Below are 19,097 nucleotides of genomic sequence, written 5' to 3'. Positions count from 1 at the left end.
GGCCCGGGCCGCCGCATCGTTCTCGGCGGACCCGGGCCCTTCGGCGTACCGGGTGGTGCGGGACGCGCTGGGCGCGCCGGTGTGAACTATCCGCCGGGTCTCACGCCTTGCGGAGGCGGAAGGTCAGGGACAGGCCCTCGTCGGTGAACGGCTGCCCGTAGGCGCCGTCCGCCTCCCCGTGGCCGCTGTGCTCGTTCACGAAGGCCGTGGCCAGGACCTCGTCGGCGATCAGGCCGGAGTGTTCGGTCAGGGCCGCGACGGTGGCGTCGTCCGTCGCCGTCCAGCGCAGGGCGATCCGGTCGGCCACGTCGAGGCCGCTGTTCTTGCGGGCCTCCTGGATCAGCCGGATCGCGTCCCGGGCCAGGCCGGCGCGGCGCAGCTCCTCGGTGATCTCCAGGTCCAGGGCGACCGTGGCACCGGCGTCGGACGCCACCGACCAGCCCTCGCGCGGGGTCTCCGTGATGATCACCTCGTCCGGGGCGAGGGTGATCGTCTCACCGTCGACCTCCACCGAGGCGGTGCCCTCGCGCAGCGCCAGGGACAGCGCGGCGGCGTCCGCGTTCGCGACGGCCTTGGCGACGTCCTGGACGCGCTTGCCGAACCGCTTGCCCAGGGCGCGGAAGTTGGCCTTGGCCGTCGTGTCCACCAGCGAGCCGCCCACCTCGGACAGGGACGCCAGGGACTCGACGTTCAGCTCCTCGGTGATCTGCGTGTGCAGTTCGGGGTGGAGGGCGCCGAAGCCGCTCGCCGCGATCAGGGCGCGCTTGAGGGGCTGGCGGGTCTTGACACCCGACTCCGCGCGGGTGGCCCGTCCCAGCTCCACCAGGCGGCGCACCAGCACCATCTGCTTCGACAGCTCCGGGTCGATCGCCGTCGGGTCGGCCTCGGGCCAGGAGGACAGGTGGACCGACTCCGGGGCGTCCGGGGTGACCGGCACGACCAGGTCCTGCCAGACCCGCTCGGTGATGAACGGGGTCAGCGGGGCCATCAGCCTGGTGACCGTCTCGACGACCTCGTGCAGGGTGCGCAGCGCGGCCTTGTCGCCCTGCCAGAAGCGGCGCCGGGACCGGCGCACGTACCAGTTGGACAGGTCGTCGACGAACGCGGACAGCAGCTTGCCGGCGCGCTGGGTGTCGTAGCTGTCCAGCGCCCGGGTCACCTGGTCGGTGAGCGCGTGCAGTTCGGAGAGCAGCCAGCGGTCCAGCAGCGGGCGGCCGGCGGGTGCCGGGTCGGCCTCGGACGGGGCCCAGCCGGACGTACGCGCGTACAGCGCCTGGAAGGCGACGGTGTTCCAGTAGGTCAGGAGCGTCTTGCGGACGACCTCCTGGATGGTGCCGTGGCCCACCCGGCGGGCCGCCCACGGGGAACCGCCGGCCGCCATGAACCAGCGGACCGCGTCCGCGCCGTGCTGGTCCATCAGCGGGACCGGGTCCAGGGTGTTGCCCAGGTGCTTGGACATCTTGCGGCCGTCCTCGGCGAGGATGTGACCGAGGCAGACGACGTTCTCGTACGGGGACTTGTCGAAGACCAGGGTGCCGACCGCCATCAGCGTGTAGAACCAGCCGCGGGTCTGGTCGATGGCCTCGCTGATGAACTGCGCCGGGTACCGGCTCTCGAACAGTTCCCTGTTCTTGTGCGGGTAGCCCCACTGCGCGAACGGCATCGAACCCGAGTCGTACCAGGCGTCGATGACCTCGGGCACGCGCGTGGCCGTCTTTCCGCAGCCGTCCTGCGGGCAGGCGAAGGTGACCTCGTCGATGAAGGGGCGGTGCGGGTCGAGGTCCGACTGGTCGGTGCCGGTCAGCCCGGTCAGCTCGGCGAGCGAGCCGACGCAGGTGAGGTGGTCGTCCTCGCAGCGCCAGATCGGCAGCGGGGTGCCCCAGTAGCGGTTGCGGGACAGCGCCCAGTCGATGTTGTTGTCCAGCCAGTCGCCGTACCGGCCGTGCTTGACGGAGTCCGGGAACCAGTTGGTGCCCTCGTTCTCCTCGAGCAGGCGGTCCTTGACGGCCGTGGTGCGGATGTACCAGGAGGGCTGCGCGTAGTAGAGCAGCGCGGTGTGGCAGCGCCAGCAGTGCGGGTAGCTGTGCTCGTAGGGAAGGTGCTTGAACAGCAGGCCCCGGTCGCCCAGGTCCTCCGTCAGCTTCTCGTCGGCCTTCTTGAAGAAGACGCCGCCGACCAGCGGGACGTCCTCCTCGAAGGTGCCGTCCGGGCGGACCGGGTTCACCACCGGCAGGCCGTAGGAGCGGCAGACCCTGAGGTCGTCCTCGCCGAAGGCGGGCGACTGGTGGACCAGGCCCGTACCGTCCTCGGTGGTGACGTACTCGGCGTTGACCACGTAGTGGGCCGGTTCCGGGAACTCCACGAGCTCGAAGGGGCGCTGGTAGGTCCAGCGCTCCATCTCGGCGCCGGTGAAGGTCTCGCCGGTGGTCTCCCAGCCCTCGCCGAGGGCCTTGGCGACCAGCGGCTCGGCGACGACGACCTTCTCCTCGCCGTTCGTCGCGACGACGTAGGCGACCTCGGGGTGCGCGGCGACCGCGGTGTTGGACACCAGCGTCCACGGCGTGGTCGTCCACACCAGGAGCGCGGCCTCGCCGGCCAGCGGGCCGGAGGTGAGGGGGAAGCGGACGTAGACGGACGGGTCGACGACCGTCTCGTAGCCCTGCGCCAGCTCGTGGTCGGACAGGCCGGTGCCGCAGCGGGGGCACCAGGGGGCGACCCGGTGGTCCTGGACCAGCAGGTCCTTGGTGAAGATCTCCTTCAGCGACCACCAGACGGACTCGATGTACTCCGGGTCCATCGTGCGGTACGGGTCCTGGAGGTCGGCCCAGTAGCCCATGCGGGTCGTGAGCTCTTCGAAGGCGTCGGTGTGGCGGGTCACCGACTCGCGGCACCTGGCGTTGAACTCGGCGATGCCGTACGCCTCGATGTCCTGCTTGCCGGAGAAGCCGAGCTCCTTCTCCACCGCCAGCTCCACCGGGAGGCCGTGGCAGTCCCAGCCGGCCTTGCGGCCCACGTGGTAGCCCCGCATGGTGCGGAAACGGGGGAAGACGTCCTTGAAGACGCGCGCCTCGATGTGGTGGGCACCCGGCATGCCGTTGGCGGTGGGCGGGCCCTCGTAGAACACCCACTCGGGGCGGCCCTCGGACTGCTCCAGGCTCTTGGCGAAGATCTTCTGTTCCTGCCAGAAGTCGAGCACCGCGTGCTCGAGAGCGGGCAGGTCGACCTGGGCTGGCACCTGTCGGTACGTCGGCGTTGTCATCAGCGGGCTTCCTCCGGCGGACTTGCTGCCTTCCGTCCGGAGGGACGAGAGCTGTGTCGATCCTGCGCCGCCGTCGGCGCGCTCCCGCGGTACCACCCTCCTTGGCTTCCCGGTGCGTCGTGTGCGCCGGTCAGCCCCCTCATTGGGATCGCGATGCCGGTTCTACTCGCCGCTGCTGTCGGGCTGCGGCTTTCCTCCGGCGGCTCCGGGGTGATCTTCACGTCGCGCTCACCCCCGGGCTCACACCGTCCCCGGGTCGCTCTGGGCTGCGTACGCCGCTACTCGTCCCCATCCACGCTTTTCGCTCCGCCCAGTGTACGGCGCGCGGCAGACAGCGGCCGACCGGTTGTTCCGGGACGGCGGGTGGAGGGTCAGGGCGAGGTCAGGGTGGGGTCCGCGCACATACCGCACGAGTCGCCCATGGAGTGACATACCACCGAATGGCGCGGTACGGGTGTTCGGATTCTACGACGTCCGACTTGGTGGCATACCCGGCGGGGAGCTGGGCACAACGCATGAAGGTCCGCCGCGCGGCGTCCGCGGGGCGGGCGATCGGGCGGTGCGCCCCGTTGCCGCGGGACCCGAGTCGATTTATCGTCCCAGCACGATTCGCGCGCAAGATCACAGCATGTGAAAAGGGGCCGCGGCCATGGTGGCGAAGAAGACCGCCGTACAGCAGTCGGCGTCCGGCACGGCCGCGTCCGCCGAGCATTCCCGGGAGGACACGAAGGCGACAGAGAGAGCGCGGACGGGGAAGAGCACGGCGGGGAAGGCGGCCACGAAGCAGTCGGCCGGGAAGACCGGATCGGCGAAGGCCGCGGCGGGGAAGAACGCGGCGGGGAAGACCGGCACCGGGAAGACGACGGCAGGGAAAGCGAAGGCCGGGAAGGCCGCGGCGGCGAAGCCGGCGGGCGGGGCGTCCGCGGCCCGAAAGAGCGTCTCCGAAGCCACCTCCGCGAAGACGGAGACGGAGACGGCCGCCTCCGAAGCCGCCGCGGGCAAGGGCTCCCGGAGGAAGGCGGCCGCCGCGCGCAAGGGCGGTACGGACACAGGCACCGCCAGGACCAGCGGGGGCACACAGGACACGGCCGGGCACGGCACGGCCACTGACGCGGGTGCGGCCGAGGCCGCGACGCAGACGGGAGCGACGACGGTGGGTGCTGAGAAGACTCCTGGCGCGGCGACGGCGGCGAAGACCGCCGTGCCCAAGGCGCGGATCGCCGCAGTGGAGCCCGGCGACCTCGCGGTGCGTCCGGGCGAGGAGCCCTGGACACCGGAAGAGGTGGAGGAGGCGCGGGCCGAACTGACGGCCGAGGCGCTGCGGCTGCGCGAGGAGATCACCTCGTCCGAACGGTCGCTGGCCGGCCTGATGCGGGACTCCGGCGACGGGGCGGGCGACGACCAGGCCGACACCGGCACGAAGAACATCACGCGTGAGCACGAACTGGCGCTCGCCGCCAACGCGCGCGAGATGCTCACTCAGTACGAGCGCGCCCTGCAGCGGCTGGACGCCGGTACCTACGGCCTGTGCGAGAACTGCGGCAACCCGATCGGCAAGGCCAGGATGCAGGCCTTCCCCCGGGCCACGCTGTGCGTCGAGTGCAAGCAGAAGCAGGAGCGACGGTACTGACCGCCCTCGTACGCCGCCTGAGCACGAGGGCCGCACGGGGTGTGCCGTACCCTCGTCCTCAGTCAGGTACCTAGGTTGAGGGACTCACGTGGCAGAGGCGGAGCGCATCATCGGTACGCCGGAAACCCCGGACGCGGACCGGGACGGGCAGGACCGTGACGAGCGGGGCCGGCCCGGGCTCGACGGGGCCGGTGCCCAGGACACGGAGGCGGCCGAGGCGCCCCGTGGCAAGCGGCGCGTGGCCGTGCTGTTCGCCGTCGCCGTCGTCGCCTACGCCCTCGACCTGATCAGTAAGATGATCGTGGTCGCCCAGCTGGAGCACCACGCGCCCGTCGAGATCGTCGGGGACTGGCTGAGGTTCGAGGCGATCCGCAACGCGGGCGCGGCGTTCGGCCTCGGCGAGGCCTTCACCGTGATCTTCACGGTGATCGCGGCGACGGTGATCGTGGTGATCATCCGGCTGGCCCGCAAGCTGTACAGCCTGCCCTGGGCGATCGCGCTGGGCCTGCTGCTCGGTGGTGCCCTCGGCAACCTCACGGACAGGATCTTCCGCTCCCCCGGAGTCTTCCAGGGCGCGGTCGTCGACTTCATCGCGCCCAAGCACTTCGCCGTCTTCAACCTGGCGGATTCGGCGATCGTCTGCGGCGGCATCCTGATCGTCCTGCTGTCCTTCCGGGGCCTCGACCCGGACGGGACCGTCCACAAGGACTGAGCAGGACCGAGAGCGCGCGTACGGAGTTGCCGGACCGGTCCGGCATACTCGACGGGTGAGTACGATTTCCGAGATCCGAACCCTGCCCGTGCCCGACGGACTGGAGGGCGAGCGCGTCGACGCCGCCATCTCCCGCATGTTCGGCTTCTCCCGGACCAAGGCGGCCGAACTCGCCGCCGCGGGGAAGGTCACGGTCGACGGATCGGTGGTCGGCAAGTCGGAGCGGGTGAGCGGTGGCGCCTGGCTCGAGGTGGAGATGCCGCAGGCGCCCGCCCCCGTGCGGGTGGTCGCCGAGGCCGTCGAGGGCATGGAGATCGTGCACGACGACGACGACGTGGTCGTGATCGCCAAGCCGGTCGGGGTCGCCGCCCACCCCTCGCCGGGCTGGACCGGGCCGACCGTGATCGGCGGTCTCGCCGCCGCCGGGTACCGCATCTCGACCTCCGGCGCCGCCGAGCGCCAGGGCATCGTGCACCGCCTCGACGTCGGCACCTCCGGTCTCATGGTGGTCGCCAAGTCGGAGTACGCGTACACGTCGCTGAAGCGCCAGTTCAAGGAGCGCACGGTCGACAAGCGCTACCACACCCTGGTCCAGGGCCACCCCGACCCGACCAGCGGCACCATCGACGCCCCCATCGGGCGGCATCCGAACCACGACTACAAGTGGGCGGTCACCGCCGAGGGCAAGCCCTCCGTCACGCACTACGACCTCGTCGAGGCCTTCCGCGCCGCCTCGCTCCTCGACGTCAAGCTGGAGACCGGCCGCACCCACCAGATCCGCGTGCACATGGCCGCCCACCGGCACCCCTGCGTCGGTGACCTGACCTACGGCGCCGACCCGACGCTCGCCAAGCGGCTCGGTCTCACCCGCCAGTGGCTGCACGCCGTACGGCTCGGCTTCGAGCACCCCGGCGACGGTCTGTGGGCGGAGTTCACCAGCGACTACCCCGAGGACCTGCGCCAGGCGCTCGACCTGGTCCGGGAGGAGACCTACGCGTGAGCACCCCGTACGTGGTCCGCGAGGCGGTGGAACCCGGCGACCGCCAGGCGTGCTTCGCGGTGCGCAAGGAGGTCTTCGTCGCCGAGCAGGGCGTGCCCGAGGACCTGGAGTACGACGCCTACGACACCGGCGCCGTGCATGTGCTCGCGGCCGGTGGGGACGGTTCGGCGCTCGGCACCGGACGGCTGCTGCACGGCGGGGCCGCCGCTGCGAAGACCGGCGGTGACGCCTCGGTCGGGTCCCTCGGGCGGCTCGCGGTGACGCGTCGGGCGCGGGGGCTCGGCGTCGGGGCCGCCCTGGTCCGGGGCATCGAGGAGGCGGCCCGCGCCCGCGGCCTCACCGCCGTCGACCTGCACGCGCAGACCCACGCCCTGGGGTTCTACGAGCGGCTGGGATACGTGGCGTACGGGCCGGAGTTCCCGGACGCGGGAATGCCGCACCGGGCCATGCGACGCGTTCTGTGACCGGCGGGGCTCCGTAGCCGGACGCGTACCCGTGCCGGACGCGTACCCGTACGCCTGCCCCTGGCCGTACGGGTTCCGTGACCGGGCGCGCGTGGTGACCCGCGGCGTCCGGTGCGGGGGCCGGCGCGGCGGGGTGGAGGTCCGCCGTCCGGCCGCCCGGGGCACCGACCGTGGACCAGCCGGCCCTGCTGTTCGCCCTGCGGTGAGCCGGGGCCGGCCCCGAGGCGGCGGACCGGGTGCCGCGCCGGCTCGATGTGCGCAGTATGCGGTGAGTTCGCGCGGCGGTGCGGCGTTCTGTCCGTAAGGTCGGGGCATGACGCGGAACGTGGTGATCAGCGGGGGCGGTACGGGGATCGGGCTGGCGGCGGCACGGGTGTTCGCCGCCGACGGGGACCGGGTGCTGCTGCTCGGGCGGCGCGGGGAGGTCCTGGAGCGGGCCGTGGCCGAGGTGCGGGGGGCCGAGGTGTACGCCGCCGACCTCGCCGATCCGGTCGCGGTGCGGGGCGTCGCCGGTTACGTCGGCCGGGAGTTCGGGGCCGTCGACGTACTGATCCACAGTGCCGGGGGCAGCGGTCTCCTCGAACGCCAGGCCGGGGCGGACGACCCGCTCGACGCCGTCGCCCGCCACTGGACGGTCGCCTTCCGGCTCAACCTGCTGACCGCCGTCCTGCTCACGGAGGCCCTGAGGGACCGGCTCGCCGAGCCCGGCGGGCGGGTGCTGTTCCTCAGCTCCATCGCCGCCTACCGGGGCTCCGGGCAGGTCGCGTACGCGGCGGCCAAGGCCGGGCTGCATCCGTACGCCCATGACCTCGCCCGGAAGCTGGGGCCGCACGGCATCACGGTGAACGTGGTCGCGCCCGGCTACATCGAGGACACCGCGTTCTTCGGCGACGGCATCGACGACGAGCGGCGGGCGCGGCTGGTCGCCGAGACCGCCGACGGGCGGGCCGGGACGCCCGGGGACGTGACCGCCACTCTGCACTGGCTGGCCTCCCCGGGCGCCGCGCACATCACCTCGCAGATCATCCAGGTCAACGGCGGCGCCGAACGCGGCCACTGAGGCGCCTTCAGTACTCGTGCGCGGTGCCCTGCGGGTCGTGGGCGGCCGCCATGTCGTCCGGGGGACCGGAGGGGCCGGGGAGACCGGGGGGAGGGAGGATGTCGGCGGAGGCGCCGGGGGAGTGGCGGCTCTTGTCGAGGGCCGGTGCCGGGTCGGCCGGGGCGGTGCTGACCCGGGGCAGGGCGTAGGGGTGCTGCTCGGTCAGCCAGCGGATCATCTGCTCGCGGACCGTGACCCGTACCGTCCAGATGTCGTTCGCGTCCTTGGCCGTCACCAGGGCCCGCACCTGCATGGTGCTGGGCGTGCTGTCCGTGACCGTCAGGTTGTAGGCACGGCCGTCCCAGGCCTGGCACTCGCGCAGGATGTCGCGGAGCCGCTCGCGCATCGCGTCCAGCGGGGCCCGGTGGTCCAGGTGCCAGTGGATGACGCCGGTCATCTGCGGGGAGTCGCGGGACCAGTTCTCGAACGGCTTGGACGTGAAGTACGACACCGGCATGGTGATCCGGCGCTCGTCCCAGGTGTTCACGGTGAGGAAGGTCAGGGTGATCTCCTCGACCGTGCCCCACTCGCCGTCCACCACGACCGTGTCACCGATGCGCACCATGTCGCCGAAGGCGATCTGCAGCCCGGCGAAGAGGTTGCTGAGCGTGGACTGGGCGGCGACACCGGCGACGATGCCGAGGATGCCCGCCGAGGCCAGCAGTGAGGCTCCGGCCGCGCGCATGGCGGGGAAGGTCAGCAGCATCGCGGCCACCGCCACCGTTCCGACGATCGCCGAGACGACCCGCCGGATCAGCGTCACCTGGGTGCGCACCCGGCGGACCCTGGCCGGGTCGCGCTCGCGGTGCACGTTGGCGTACCGGGTGTACGAGGTTTCGACGACGGCCGCCGCGATCCGGATCACCAGCCAGGCGACCGACCCGATCAGCACCAGCGTCAGCACCCGCTCGACGGTGGCCCGGTTGTCCTCGAACAGCTTCGCCTCGCTGAACGAACCTCTCAGCAGGGCCGCGCAGACCAGCAGCTGGTAGGGGATGCGGCCGCGCCGGAGCAGCCCCCACATGGGGGTCTCGGGATGCCGGGCGTCGGCCTTGCGCAGCAGTCGGTCGGTGGCATAGCCGAGCATCAGGGTGAGCACGACCGAGCCGCCGAACACGATCAGGGGGCGGAGCACGTCTTCCATGTCCTCGAACCTAACCGGCCCCGGACGGAGTGAACATGTGACATCCGCTGCGTCGTGGGTACGGCCCGTGCCGCGGTCCGGCACCGCGGCACGGGGCCGCCCGCACGCCGGCCCGGCACACCGTCGGACACCGGCCGTCGTACCCGGCTGGCACCATGGGCGTCATGAACATCATGCTGTTTCACTCGACCTACGGCCCGCGGCCCGCGGTGTCCGCGGCCGCGGACCGGCTGCGTGCCGCCGGACACGAGGTGTGGACGCCCGACCTCTTCGAGGGCCGTACGTTCGACACGGTCGAGGAGGGCATGGCCCACCAGGAGTCCATCGGCAGGGACGAGTTGCTCAAGCGGGCCGTGCTCGCCGCCGCGCCCTACTCGGAGCGGGGGCTGGTGTACGCCGGGTTCTCCTTCGGTGCCTCCGTCGCCCAGACGCTGGCCCTCGGCGACGGCCGGGCGCGCGGGCTGCTGCTCCTGCACGGCACCTCGGACATCGCGGCGAACGCGACGGTGGACGGCCTGCCGGTGCAGCTCCATGTCGCCGAGCCGGACCCGTTCGAGACCGACGACTGGCTGAGCGCCTGGTATCTGCAGATGGGCCGCGCCGGAGCCGACGTCGAGGTGTACCGGTACGCCGGGGCAGGCCACCTCTACACCGACCCCGACCTGCCGGACCACGACGAGGAGGCCGCCGAGGCCACCTGGCGGGTGGCGCTCGGCTTCCTCGACGCGCTGGACGACGACTGACGAGGAGAACCGCGTGGGTCAGACCGGGCTGTCGGCGCGCTCGACCCGCTGGGTGCCGTTGAGCGTCCGGTAGGAGCGCGTCCACCTGGACGTGGCGGCCGGGTCGGTGCGGCTGGAGACCACGTAGTAGTCCATCTGCGCCCGCGCGGACGTGATGTCCAGCACACCGTAGCCGTGGCGGTCGGTGTCGACCCACCGGACGTGCCGGTTGGTGGCCTTGATCAGCGGGGAGGCGATCGTGGTGACGGTGCCCTCGGGGACCTTGACGGCGTCGTCGAGGTTGTCCGAGGTGACCGAGGTCACGACGAACTCGGCGGCCGCCGAGCCGGAAGCCGGGTACGTGCCCGCGTTCACCGGCACGTCGTTGGCCCACGCCATGTGGATGTCGCCGGTGAGGAAGACCGTGTTGCGGATCGCGTTCGTCCGCAGATGGGCGAGGAGTTCCCGGCGGTCGTCGGTGTAGCCGTCCCACTGGTCGGTGTTGAGGGCGAGGCCCTCCTGCGGCAGGCCGAGCAGCTTGGCGATCGGCTTCAGCAGACTGGCGGGGAGCGCGCCGAGCGCGAGCGGCGAGATCATCACCGAGGTGCCGACCAGCCGCCAGGTGGTGTCGGACGCCGACAGCCCCGATTTCAGCCAGTCGAGCTGGGCGCGGCCGGTGAGCGTACGGTCCGGGTCGTCGACGTCGCCGTTGCCCACGGAGACCTGCTGGGAGCGGAAGGAGCGCAGGTCCAGCAGCGAGAGGTCGGCGAGCCTGCCGAAGCGCAGCCGGCGGTAGGTGGTGCCGGCGATCGCGGGACGCACCGGCATCCACTCGAAGTAGGCGCGCTTGGCGGCGGTCCGACGCGCGGCCCAGGTGCCCTCCTCGTCCTCGGTGTGGTTCTCGGCACCGCCGGACCAGGTGTCGTTGGCGATCTCGTGGTCGTCCCAGATCGCGATGACCGGCGCCTTGGCGTGCAGTGCCTGGAGGTCGGGGTCGGTCTTGTACGTCGCGTGCCGGACGCGGTAGTCGGCGAGGGAGACGATCTCGTGGGCGGGCTCGTGCGCGCGGACGGTCCGCCCGCGCGTGCCGTACTCGCCGGAGGCGTACTCGTAGATGTAGTCGCCGAGGTGCAGCCAGGCGTCGAGGTCGCCGCGGGCCGCGAGGTGGCGGTACGCCGAGAAGTGCCCGGCCTCGTAGTTGGAGCAGGAGACCACACCGAAGCGCAGACCGGTCACGGCGGCGTCGGCGGCCGGGGCGGTGCGGGTGCGGCCGACGGGGGAGTCCGCGGTGCCGGCGGAGAAGCGGAACCAGTAGTCGGTGGCCGGCGCGAGGCCGCGGATGTCGGCCTTGACGGTGTGGTCGGTGGCCGCGGTGGCGCGGGCCGAGCCCTTCGCGACGACGGTGGTGAACGCCTTGTCCCGGGCGACGGTCCAGGCGACCTCGGTGTCGGGGCCGAGTCCCGAGCCGGGTATCGCCTCCGCTGTCGGCGTCACGCGTGTCCACAGCAGGACGCCGTCCGGCAGCGGGTCGCCGGAGGCCACCCCGTGCAGGAAGACGGGGGCCGCGGCGGTGGCGGCGCGGGCGGGCGGCGCGGCGGTGAGCGGTGCGGCGAGGACCGCGGTCGCGGCCGCCGCCTTGACGACCGAACGGCGTCGGAGTGACAGGGCGTTGGTGTCCGCGGTGGCGGTGGCGGTGGTGGCGTCGGCCGGGGCGGGTACGGCGCTCTCGGATGATCTGTGTCGAGTGGTCACAACCGGTCAGGCTACTGACCGGTACATGCCAGAGCGGGCGAACTCGCGAAAGTTCGCCCGCTCTTCAGCGTGCGTCCGGCCGGCCGTGATCGAACGCCGGCCGCGCGCCCCCGGATCCGGGGATCAGGCCTTGAGCGCCTTGTCGATCGCCGCGGTGAACTCGGCGACCGTCATCGGCGCGTTCTGCCCGTCGGACCCGGTGAGCTTCTCGCCGCCCATCTTCAGCGTGGGGGTGCCCTGGACGTCGCTGCTGTCGAACTTGTCGGACATCTCCAGCGCCCACCTGTCGTAGGTGCCGTCCTCCACGGCCGTCCGGAACTCCTTGTTGCCCTTCAGCTCCTCGACGGAGTTCGCCACCTCGATCAGGTAGGAGTCGTCCTTGAACTTGTCCTCGCTCTCCTCGGGGTGGAACTCGGCCGAGTACAGCGCGGACTTGTAGTGGAGGAACGCCTCGGGACCGACGTCCAGCGCGGCGCCCAGGGCGCTCAGGGCGTTCCTGGAGCCCTCGCCGGTCAGGTTGCGGTCGAGGAACGAGGCGCCGATGAACTGGACCTTGTACTTGCCGTCCGCGACGTCCTTGTCGATCGTCCCGCCGACGGTCTGCTCGAACGAGGCGCAGATCGGGCAGCGCGGGTCCTCGTACAGCTCCAGGGTCTTCTTCGCGGTGTCCTTGCCGATGACGACGGTGGTGCCGTTCTCACCGCTGGTGTTGGCCGGCTTGACGAGCTTCGCGTCCGCGGCGGCCTCCCAGGCGCCGGGCTGGTTGGCCTGGACGACGGCGTAGCCGATGCCGGCGGCTATCGCGAGGACGCCGACGACCGAACCGGCGACGATCAGCTGACGCTTGGCCTTGGCCCTCTTGGCCTCGCGCTCGCGCTCGACGCGCAGACGCTCACGGGCCGCCGTCTTCGCCGCCTGGGTGTTCCGCTTGCTCATGGTGATGCTCTCCACGGGGGACGCGCACAGGGTGTGCGGGATACGTATGGGGGACTACGCGTGCTCGTACATGGCGCCGACGCCGGAGGGCTGAGCCGTCTCAGGCGAGGGCGGTGGAGCACGGCGGTCCACGCCGCCCCAGGAAGTGCACGAGGATCCGGTCCACCGCCGTGGTGGTCCGGTGGTCCGGGCGGACCGGCCGACGGACCTTCGGGGCGCGGCGCACGGTCACCGCGGCGACCGCCAGCAGCAGCGGCCGGAACGTGGTCGCCGTCACCGCGCCCAGCAGCTGGGCCAGCGCCCGCTCGCCGCGGTGCAGCCAGGCGGCGGCGCACAGGCCGATGCCGATGTGCGCGCCGAGCAGCAGCCACGCGGTGGCCGGCTCGGCCTGCGCGAGCAGGCCGGCGAACCGGTCGCCGCCGTGGGCCGCGGTGCCGGCCACCTGCGTCAGCGGGGTGCCCACGCCGCTGCCGTCGCCGCACAGCACGTCGAAGCCCACCGAGCGCAGCGGGCCCGTGACCGGGCCGCCCATCCGGCCGTAACAGACGTGCTGGCCGGTGGTGAAGACGGTGTCGGCGGCCAGTTCCAGCGGGATCAGCAGGGCGGCGATCCGCCCGAAGGAGCGCTGCCGGCCCGCGAGGGCGTACGCCAGGACGAACACGGCGACGGCGATCACCGTCACCGTGCTCACCGGCAGAGGAGCCCCCGACAGCAGCACGTGCGACGCGGTGCTGAGGGTCACGACCACGGTCGTGAACAGCGCCGCGCGTACGGCTCTGAGAGGGGCTCCGGATATGTCCATGGTGGGCCGAGTCTGTCATGCGCTCCGGTAAGGGATCCCTAAAGGGTTCCGGTTGGCGGGAATTACCCGGCCGGGGCAGTCCCGGCCGGGAGGAAGGTCACCGTCCCGGGATCACAGTCCCGGGATCCTGCCGTTGCGGAACAGGTCCAGGAAGATCTGGTGGTCGCCGCGCGCACGGGCGCCGTAGCTGTGCGCGAAGTCGACCAGCAGCGGCTCGAGCCCCTCCTCGTCGGCCGCGATCGCCGCGTCGATGGCACGCTCGGTGGAGAACGGCACCAGGGACTCGCCGGAGGTGTCGTCCGCCGCCGCGTGCATCGTGGCCGTGGCCCGGCCGAGGTCGGCGACGACCTGGGCGATCTCGTCGGGCTCGTCGATGTCGCCCCAGTCGAGATCCACGGCGTACGGCGAGACCTCCGCCACCAGCTGCCCCGTGCCGTCCAGCTCGGTCCAGCCCAGCCACGGGTCGGCGTGCGCCTGCAGGGCACGCTGGGAGATCACCGTACGGTGGCCCTCGTGCTGGAAGTAGTCCCGGATCGCCGGGTCGGTGATGTGCCGCGAGGCGGCCGGGTGCTGCGCCTGCTTGATGTAGATCACCACGTCGTTCTCCAGGGCGTCACTGTGCCCCTCCAGCAGAATGTTGTACGACGGCAGTCCGGCCGAACCGATGCCGATGCCCCGGCGGCCCACGACGTCCTTCACCCGGTAGGAGTCGGGGTGGGCCAGCGAGGCGTCCGGCAGCGTCTCCAGGTAGCCGTCGAAGGCGGCGAGGACCTTGTAACGGGTGGCGGCGTCGAGCTCGACCGCGCCGCCGCCGGAGGCGAAGCGGCGCTCGAAGTCACGGATGACGGTCATCGAGTCCAGCAGCCCGAACCGGGTCAGCGAGCGGGCGTCGCGCAGCGCGTCGAGCAGCGGGCCCTGCGCGGTGTCCAGGGTGAACGGCGGCACCTCGTCGCTCTTCGCGCCGGTCGCCAGCGCGTGGATCCGCTCCCGGTACGCGGCCGTGTAGATCCGCACCAGCTCGGTGATCTGCTCGTCGCTGAGCGCCTTCGCGTAGCCGATCAGCGCCATGGAGGCGGCGAAGCGCTTGAGGTCCCAGGTGAAGGGGCCGACGTAGGCCTCGTCGAAGTCGTTGACGTTGAAGACCAGACGGCCGTTGGAGTCCATGTACGTGCCGAAGTTCTCCGCGTGCAGATCGCCGTGGATCCACACCCGGGACGTCCGCTCGTCCAGGTAGGGACCGCTGTACGTCCTTCCACCGCCCCGCCCGGCGTTCTTCTCGGCGTCCAGATCGTGGTAGAAGAGGCACGCCGTGCCCCGGTAGAACGCGAACGCCGAGGCCGCCATCTTCCGGAACTTCACGCGGAAGGCGGCAGGGTCGGCGGCCAGGAGTTCACCGAAGGCGGTGTCGAGAACGGCGAGGATCTCCTCGCCGCGGTGCTCGTCGTCGAGCTGCTGAACCGACATCGCTGGTGCCTCCTGGTACGGGGTGTTCCGGGGACGGCTGATCCGTCCTCCGTCCAACGCGTGACGCGTCACGGGAGTGCCCGCGCCACACGCCCGAAGGTACGTCCGGGGAGCCCTCGAGCGTCAGTGCCGGGGCATAGACTTTGACGCTGTCCCCCGGACTGTCGGCAGGCGGTCCGAAGCCCGTCGCCGAGAGTTCTCCCTGGAGGCCGAACCGTGTCGAAGACGCCGTTCACGCACCTGCACGTCCACACCCAGTACTCGCTGCTGGACGGTGCCGCGCGGCTCAAGGACATGTTCAACGCCTGCAACGAGATGGGCATGAGCCACATCGCCATGTCCGACCACGGCAACCTGCACGGCGCGTACGACTTCTTCCACAGCGCGCAGAAGGCCGGAGTCACCCCGATCATCGGGATCGAGGCCTATGTCGCGCCCGAGTCGCGGCGCACCAAGCGCAAGATCCAGTGGGGCCAGCCGCACCAGAAGCGGGACGACGTCTCCGGTTCCGGCGGTTACACCCACAAGACGATCTGGGCGGTCGACAGCACGGGCCTGCACAACCTCTTCCGGCTCTCCTCCGACGCGTACGCCGAGGGCTGGCTGCAGAAGTGGCCGCGGATGGACAAGGAGACCATCGCCAAGTGGTCCACCGGTCTTGTCGCCTCCACCGGCTGCCCCTCCGGCGAGCTCCAGACCCGGCTGCGCCTCGGCCACTTCGACGAGGCGCTCAAGGCGGCCTCCGACTACCAGGACATCTTCGGCAAGGACCGGTACTTCCTGGAGCTGATGGACCACGGCATCGAGATCGAGCACCGGGTCCGCGACGGCCTGCTGGAGATCGGCAGGAAGCTCGGCATCCCGCCCCTGGTCACCAACGACTCGCACTACACGTACGCGAACGAGGCGACCGCGCACGACGCGCTGCTGTGCATCCAGACCGGCAAGAACCTCTCCGACCCCGACCGCTTCCGGTTCGACGGCACCGGCTACTACCTCAAGTCCACCGACGAGATGTACGCCATCGACTCCTCCGACGCCTGGCAGCAGGGCTGCGCCAACACCAGGCTGATCGCCGAGATGGTCGACACCACGGGCATGTTCGAGAAGCGCGACCTGATGCCCAAGTTCGACATCCCGGAGGGCTACACCGAGGTCACCTGGTTCCGCGCGGAGACGATGCGCGGCATGGAGCGCCGCTTCCCCGGCGGCATCCCCGAGGACCGCATGAAGCAGGTCGAGTACGAGATGGACACCATCATCTCGATGGGCTTCCCCGGGTACTTCCTCGTCGTCGCCGACTTCATCATGTGGGCCAAGAAGCAGGGCATCGCGGTCGGTCCCGGCCGGGGCTCCGCGGCCGGCTCGATCGTCGCGTACGCGATGGGCATCACCGACCTCGACCCGATCCCGCACGGTCTGATCTTCGAGCGGTTCCTCAACCCCGAGCGCGTCTCCATGCCCGACGTCGACATCGACTTCGACGAGCGCAGGCGCGTCGAGGTGATCCGGTACGTCACCGAGAAGTACGGCGCCGACAAGGTCGCCATGATCGGCACCTACGGCAAGATCAAGGCGAAGAACGCCATCAAGGACTCCGCGCGCGTACTGGGCTACCCGTACGCCATGGGCGACCGGCTCACCAAGGCCATGCCCGCCGACGTCCTCGGCAAGGGCATCGACCTCGACGGCATCACCAACCCCTCGCACCCCCGCTACAACGAGGCCGGCGAGATCCGCGCGATGTACGAGAACGAGCCGGACGTGAAGAAGGTCATCGACACCGCCAAGGGCGTCGAGGGCCTCGTGAGGCAGATGGGCGTGCACGCGGCCGGCGTGATCATGTCCAGCGAACCCATCGTCGACCACGCCCCGATCTGGGTGCGGCACACCGACGGCGTGACCATCACGCAGTGGGACTACCCCCAGTGCGAGTCGCTCGGCCTCCTGAAGATGGACTTCCTGGGCCTGCGCAACCTCACGATCATGGACGACGCCATCAAGATGGTGAAGGCCAACAAGGGCATCGACCTGGAGATGCTCGCCCTCCCGCTGGACGACCCCAAGACCTTCGAACTGCTCTGCCGCGGCGACACCCTCGGTGTCTTCCAGTTCGACGGCGGCCCGATGCGCTCGCTGCTCCGCCAGATGCAGCCCGACAACTTCGAGGACATCTCCGCCGTCTCGGCCCTCTACCGGCCGGGCCCGATGGGCATGAACTCGCACATCAACTACGCGGAGCGCAAGAACGGCCGCCAGGAGATCACCCCGATCCACAAGGAACTGGAGGAGCCGCTCCGGGAGGTGCTGTCGGTCACCTACGGCCTGATCGTCTACCAGGAGCAGGTGCAGAAGGCCGCCCAGATCATCGCCGGCTACTCGCTCGGCGAGGCCGACATCCTGCGCCGCGTGATGGGCAAGAAGAAGCCCGAGGAACTGGCGAAGAACTTCGTCCTCTTCCAGGAGGGCGCCCGTAAGAACGGCTACAGCGACGAGGCGATCCAGGCCCTGTGGGACGTGCTGGTCCCCTTCGCCGGCTACGCGTTCAACAAGGCCCACTCCGCCGCGTACGGACTCGTGTCGTACTGGACCGGATATCTGAAGGCGAACTACCCGGCCGAGTACATGGCCGCGCTGCTCACCTCGGTCAAGGACGACAAGGACAAGTCCGCCGTCTACCTCAACGAGTGCCGCCGCATGGGCATCAAGGTGCTCCCGCCGAACGTCAACGAGTCCGAGTCGAACTTCGCCGCGCAGGGCGACGACGTGATCCTCTTCGGTCTGTCCGCGGTCCGCAACGTCGGCACCAACGTCGTCGAGTCGATCATCAAGTCCCGCAAGGCCAAGGGGAAGTACGCCTCCTTCCCGGACTACCTCGACAAGGTCGAGGCCGTCGTCTGCAACAAGCGCACCACGGAGTCGCTGATCAAGGCGGGCGCCTTCGACTCCATGGGGCACACCCGCAAGGGCCTGACCGCCCAGTACGAGCCGATGATCGACAACGTGGTCGCGGTCAAGCGCAAGGAGGCCGAGGGGCAGTTCGACCTCTTCGGCGGCATGGGCGAGCAGGAGACCACCGAGCCCGGCTTCGGCCTCGACGTCACCTTCACGGACGACGAGTGGGACAAGACCTACCTGCTCGCGCAGGAACGGGAGATGCTCGGGCTGTACGTCTCCGACCACCCGCTGTTCGGGCTGGAGCACGTCCTGTCCGACAAAGCCGACGCGGGCATCTCCCAGCTCACCGGCGGCGACTTCGGCGACGGCGCGGTCGTCACCATCGGCGGCATCATCTCCGGCCTCCAGCGCAAGATGACCAAGCAGGGCAACGCCTGGGCGATCGCCACCGTGGAGGACCTCGCCGGTTCCCTCGAGTGCATGTTCTTCCCCGCGACCTACCAGCTCGTCTCGACCCAACTCGTCGAGGACGCCGTGGTGTTCGTCAAGGGGCGGCTCGACAAGCGCGAGGACGTGCCGCGCCTGGTCGCCATGGAACTCCAGGTGCCCGACCTGTCCAACGCGGGCACCAACGCGCCCGTCGTGCTCACCATCCCGGCGACCAGGGTCACCCCGCCGATGGTCAGCCGCCTCGGCGAGATCCTCGGCCACCACAAGGGCGACAGCGAGGTCCGCATCAAGCTCCAGGGGCCCACGAAGACGACGGTGCTGCGCCTGGACCGGCACCGGGTGAAGCCGGACCCCGCCCTGTTCGGCGACCTCAAGGTCCTCCTCGGCCCGGCCTGCCTGGCGGGCTAGGGCCTGCCCGGCGGGCCGGGGCGGGCGGGCGACGCCGACGGGACCGAGGGGACCGACAGCCGGGAGGGGTGCGCCCGGTGACGGGCCCACCCCTCCGCGCATGCCGTGTGCGGGGACTCGAAAGCCCGCCGCGCGGGCGTCAGTTGTGGCCGAAACGCTTTTCCCTGCCCTTGCGGGCGACGTCTCCGGGCGTGATCTGCGGGCCGTGCTGCTCGGTCTGCGGCTCGACGGGGGGATGCTGCACCGTCTGCTGGGCGCGTGCGGTCTGCGGCTGCTTCCGTTCACGGTTCTTGTTCTTGGCCATGGTGATGCCTCCTGTGGGGGATGTAGGGCCTCGCGTTCGGATCGGGCCGGGTC

At 70.9% G+C, this 19,097-nt stretch carries 14 protein-coding genes; 7 read left to right on the top strand and 7 right to left on the bottom strand.

Annotated elements, in window-relative coordinates; translation table 11 throughout:
* Positions 1-100: 100 nt before the first annotated feature.
* Positions 101-3,259, bottom strand: coding sequence for an isoleucine--tRNA ligase (ileS, locus tag ACFWVE_RS32325; RefSeq protein WP_384021908.1), 3,159 nt, complete (start codon positions 3,257-3,259; stop codon positions 101-103).
* Positions 3,260-3,908: 649 nt separating this feature from the next.
* Here ileS and ACFWVE_RS32320 point away from each other — a divergent pair.
* The 5 genes from ACFWVE_RS32320 to ACFWVE_RS32300 all read left to right on the top strand — a co-directional run bounded on the left by ACFWVE_RS32320 (position 3,909) and on the right by ACFWVE_RS32300 (position 8,125).
* Positions 3,909-4,889: a TraR/DksA family transcriptional regulator gene (locus ACFWVE_RS32320; protein ID WP_384021905.1), complete on the top strand. Its 981-nt coding sequence runs from the start codon at positions 3,909-3,911 to the stop codon at positions 4,887-4,889.
* Positions 4,890-4,977: 88 nt separating this feature from the next.
* On the top strand, positions 4,978-5,601 hold the full coding sequence (gene lspA, locus ACFWVE_RS32315; RefSeq protein WP_384021901.1) for a signal peptidase II: 624 nt from the start codon (positions 4,978-4,980) through the stop codon (positions 5,599-5,601).
* A gap of 55 nt (positions 5,602-5,656) precedes the next feature.
* Positions 5,657-6,601: an RluA family pseudouridine synthase gene (locus ACFWVE_RS32310; protein ID WP_384021897.1), complete on the top strand. Its 945-nt coding sequence runs from the start codon at positions 5,657-5,659 to the stop codon at positions 6,599-6,601.
* Positions 6,598-7,065 (top strand): GNAT family N-acetyltransferase, encoded by a 468-nt coding sequence (locus ACFWVE_RS32305; protein ID WP_384021892.1) that lies wholly within the window; start codon positions 6,598-6,600, stop codon positions 7,063-7,065. Before ACFWVE_RS32310 ends, ACFWVE_RS32305 begins: the two co-directional genes overlap by 4 nt.
* Positions 7,066-7,378: 313 nt before the next feature.
* Positions 7,379-8,125, top strand: coding sequence for an SDR family NAD(P)-dependent oxidoreductase (locus ACFWVE_RS32300; RefSeq protein WP_384021889.1), 747 nt, complete (start codon positions 7,379-7,381; stop codon positions 8,123-8,125).
* A gap of 7 nt (positions 8,126-8,132) precedes the next feature.
* On the opposite strand, the gene ACFWVE_RS32295 is transcribed toward ACFWVE_RS32300, so the two are convergent.
* A complete protein-coding gene (locus ACFWVE_RS32295; RefSeq protein WP_384021886.1) occupies positions 8,133-9,308 on the bottom strand; it encodes a mechanosensitive ion channel family protein in 1,176 nt (391 codons plus the stop codon).
* Between the two features lie 164 nt (positions 9,309-9,472).
* Between ACFWVE_RS32295 and ACFWVE_RS32290 the strand changes: the two genes are divergently transcribed.
* A complete protein-coding gene (locus ACFWVE_RS32290) occupies positions 9,473-10,051 on the top strand; it encodes a dienelactone hydrolase family protein (protein ID WP_384021883.1) in 579 nt (192 codons plus the stop codon).
* 18 nt (positions 10,052-10,069) lie between these two features.
* On the opposite strand, the gene ACFWVE_RS32285 is transcribed toward ACFWVE_RS32290, so the two are convergent.
* From ACFWVE_RS32285 to ACFWVE_RS32270, 4 genes are all read right to left on the bottom strand, one after another.
* Positions 10,070-11,782 (bottom strand): alkaline phosphatase D family protein, encoded by a 1,713-nt coding sequence (locus ACFWVE_RS32285; RefSeq protein ID WP_384021880.1) that lies wholly within the window; start codon positions 11,780-11,782, stop codon positions 10,070-10,072.
* Positions 11,783-11,905: 123 nt separating this feature from the next.
* A complete protein-coding gene (locus ACFWVE_RS32280; protein WP_384021877.1) occupies positions 11,906-12,718 on the bottom strand; it encodes a thioredoxin domain-containing protein in 813 nt (270 codons plus the stop codon).
* Between the two features lie 100 nt (positions 12,719-12,818).
* Complete coding sequence (locus ACFWVE_RS32275; protein ID WP_384021874.1) at positions 12,819-13,520, bottom strand: hypothetical protein; 702 nt, start codon at positions 13,518-13,520, stop codon at positions 12,819-12,821.
* A gap of 111 nt (positions 13,521-13,631) precedes the next feature.
* Positions 13,632-14,984: a DUF2252 domain-containing protein gene (locus tag ACFWVE_RS32270; RefSeq protein WP_384021871.1), complete on the bottom strand. Its 1,353-nt coding sequence runs from the start codon at positions 14,982-14,984 to the stop codon at positions 13,632-13,634.
* Positions 14,985-15,200: 216 nt separating this feature from the next.
* Between ACFWVE_RS32270 and dnaE the strand changes: the two genes are divergently transcribed.
* Positions 15,201-18,740, top strand: coding sequence for a DNA polymerase III subunit alpha (gene dnaE / locus ACFWVE_RS32265; RefSeq protein WP_384021868.1), 3,540 nt, complete (start codon positions 15,201-15,203; stop codon positions 18,738-18,740).
* A gap of 139 nt (positions 18,741-18,879) precedes the next feature.
* Here the strand turns inward: dnaE and ACFWVE_RS32260 are convergent, their stop codons facing one another.
* Positions 18,880-19,044, bottom strand: coding sequence for a hypothetical protein (locus ACFWVE_RS32260; protein ID WP_384021865.1), 165 nt, complete (start codon positions 19,042-19,044; stop codon positions 18,880-18,882).
* Positions 19,045-19,097 lie beyond the last annotated feature (53 nt).

The sequence above is a fragment of the Streptomyces sp. NPDC058632 genome (assembly GCF_042717095.1).
GTDB lineage: Bacteria > Actinomycetota > Actinomycetes > Streptomycetales > Streptomycetaceae > Streptomyces.
The sequence above is the reverse complement of the archived record's forward strand: the minus strand, read 5'-3'. Positions and strand labels throughout refer to the sequence as shown.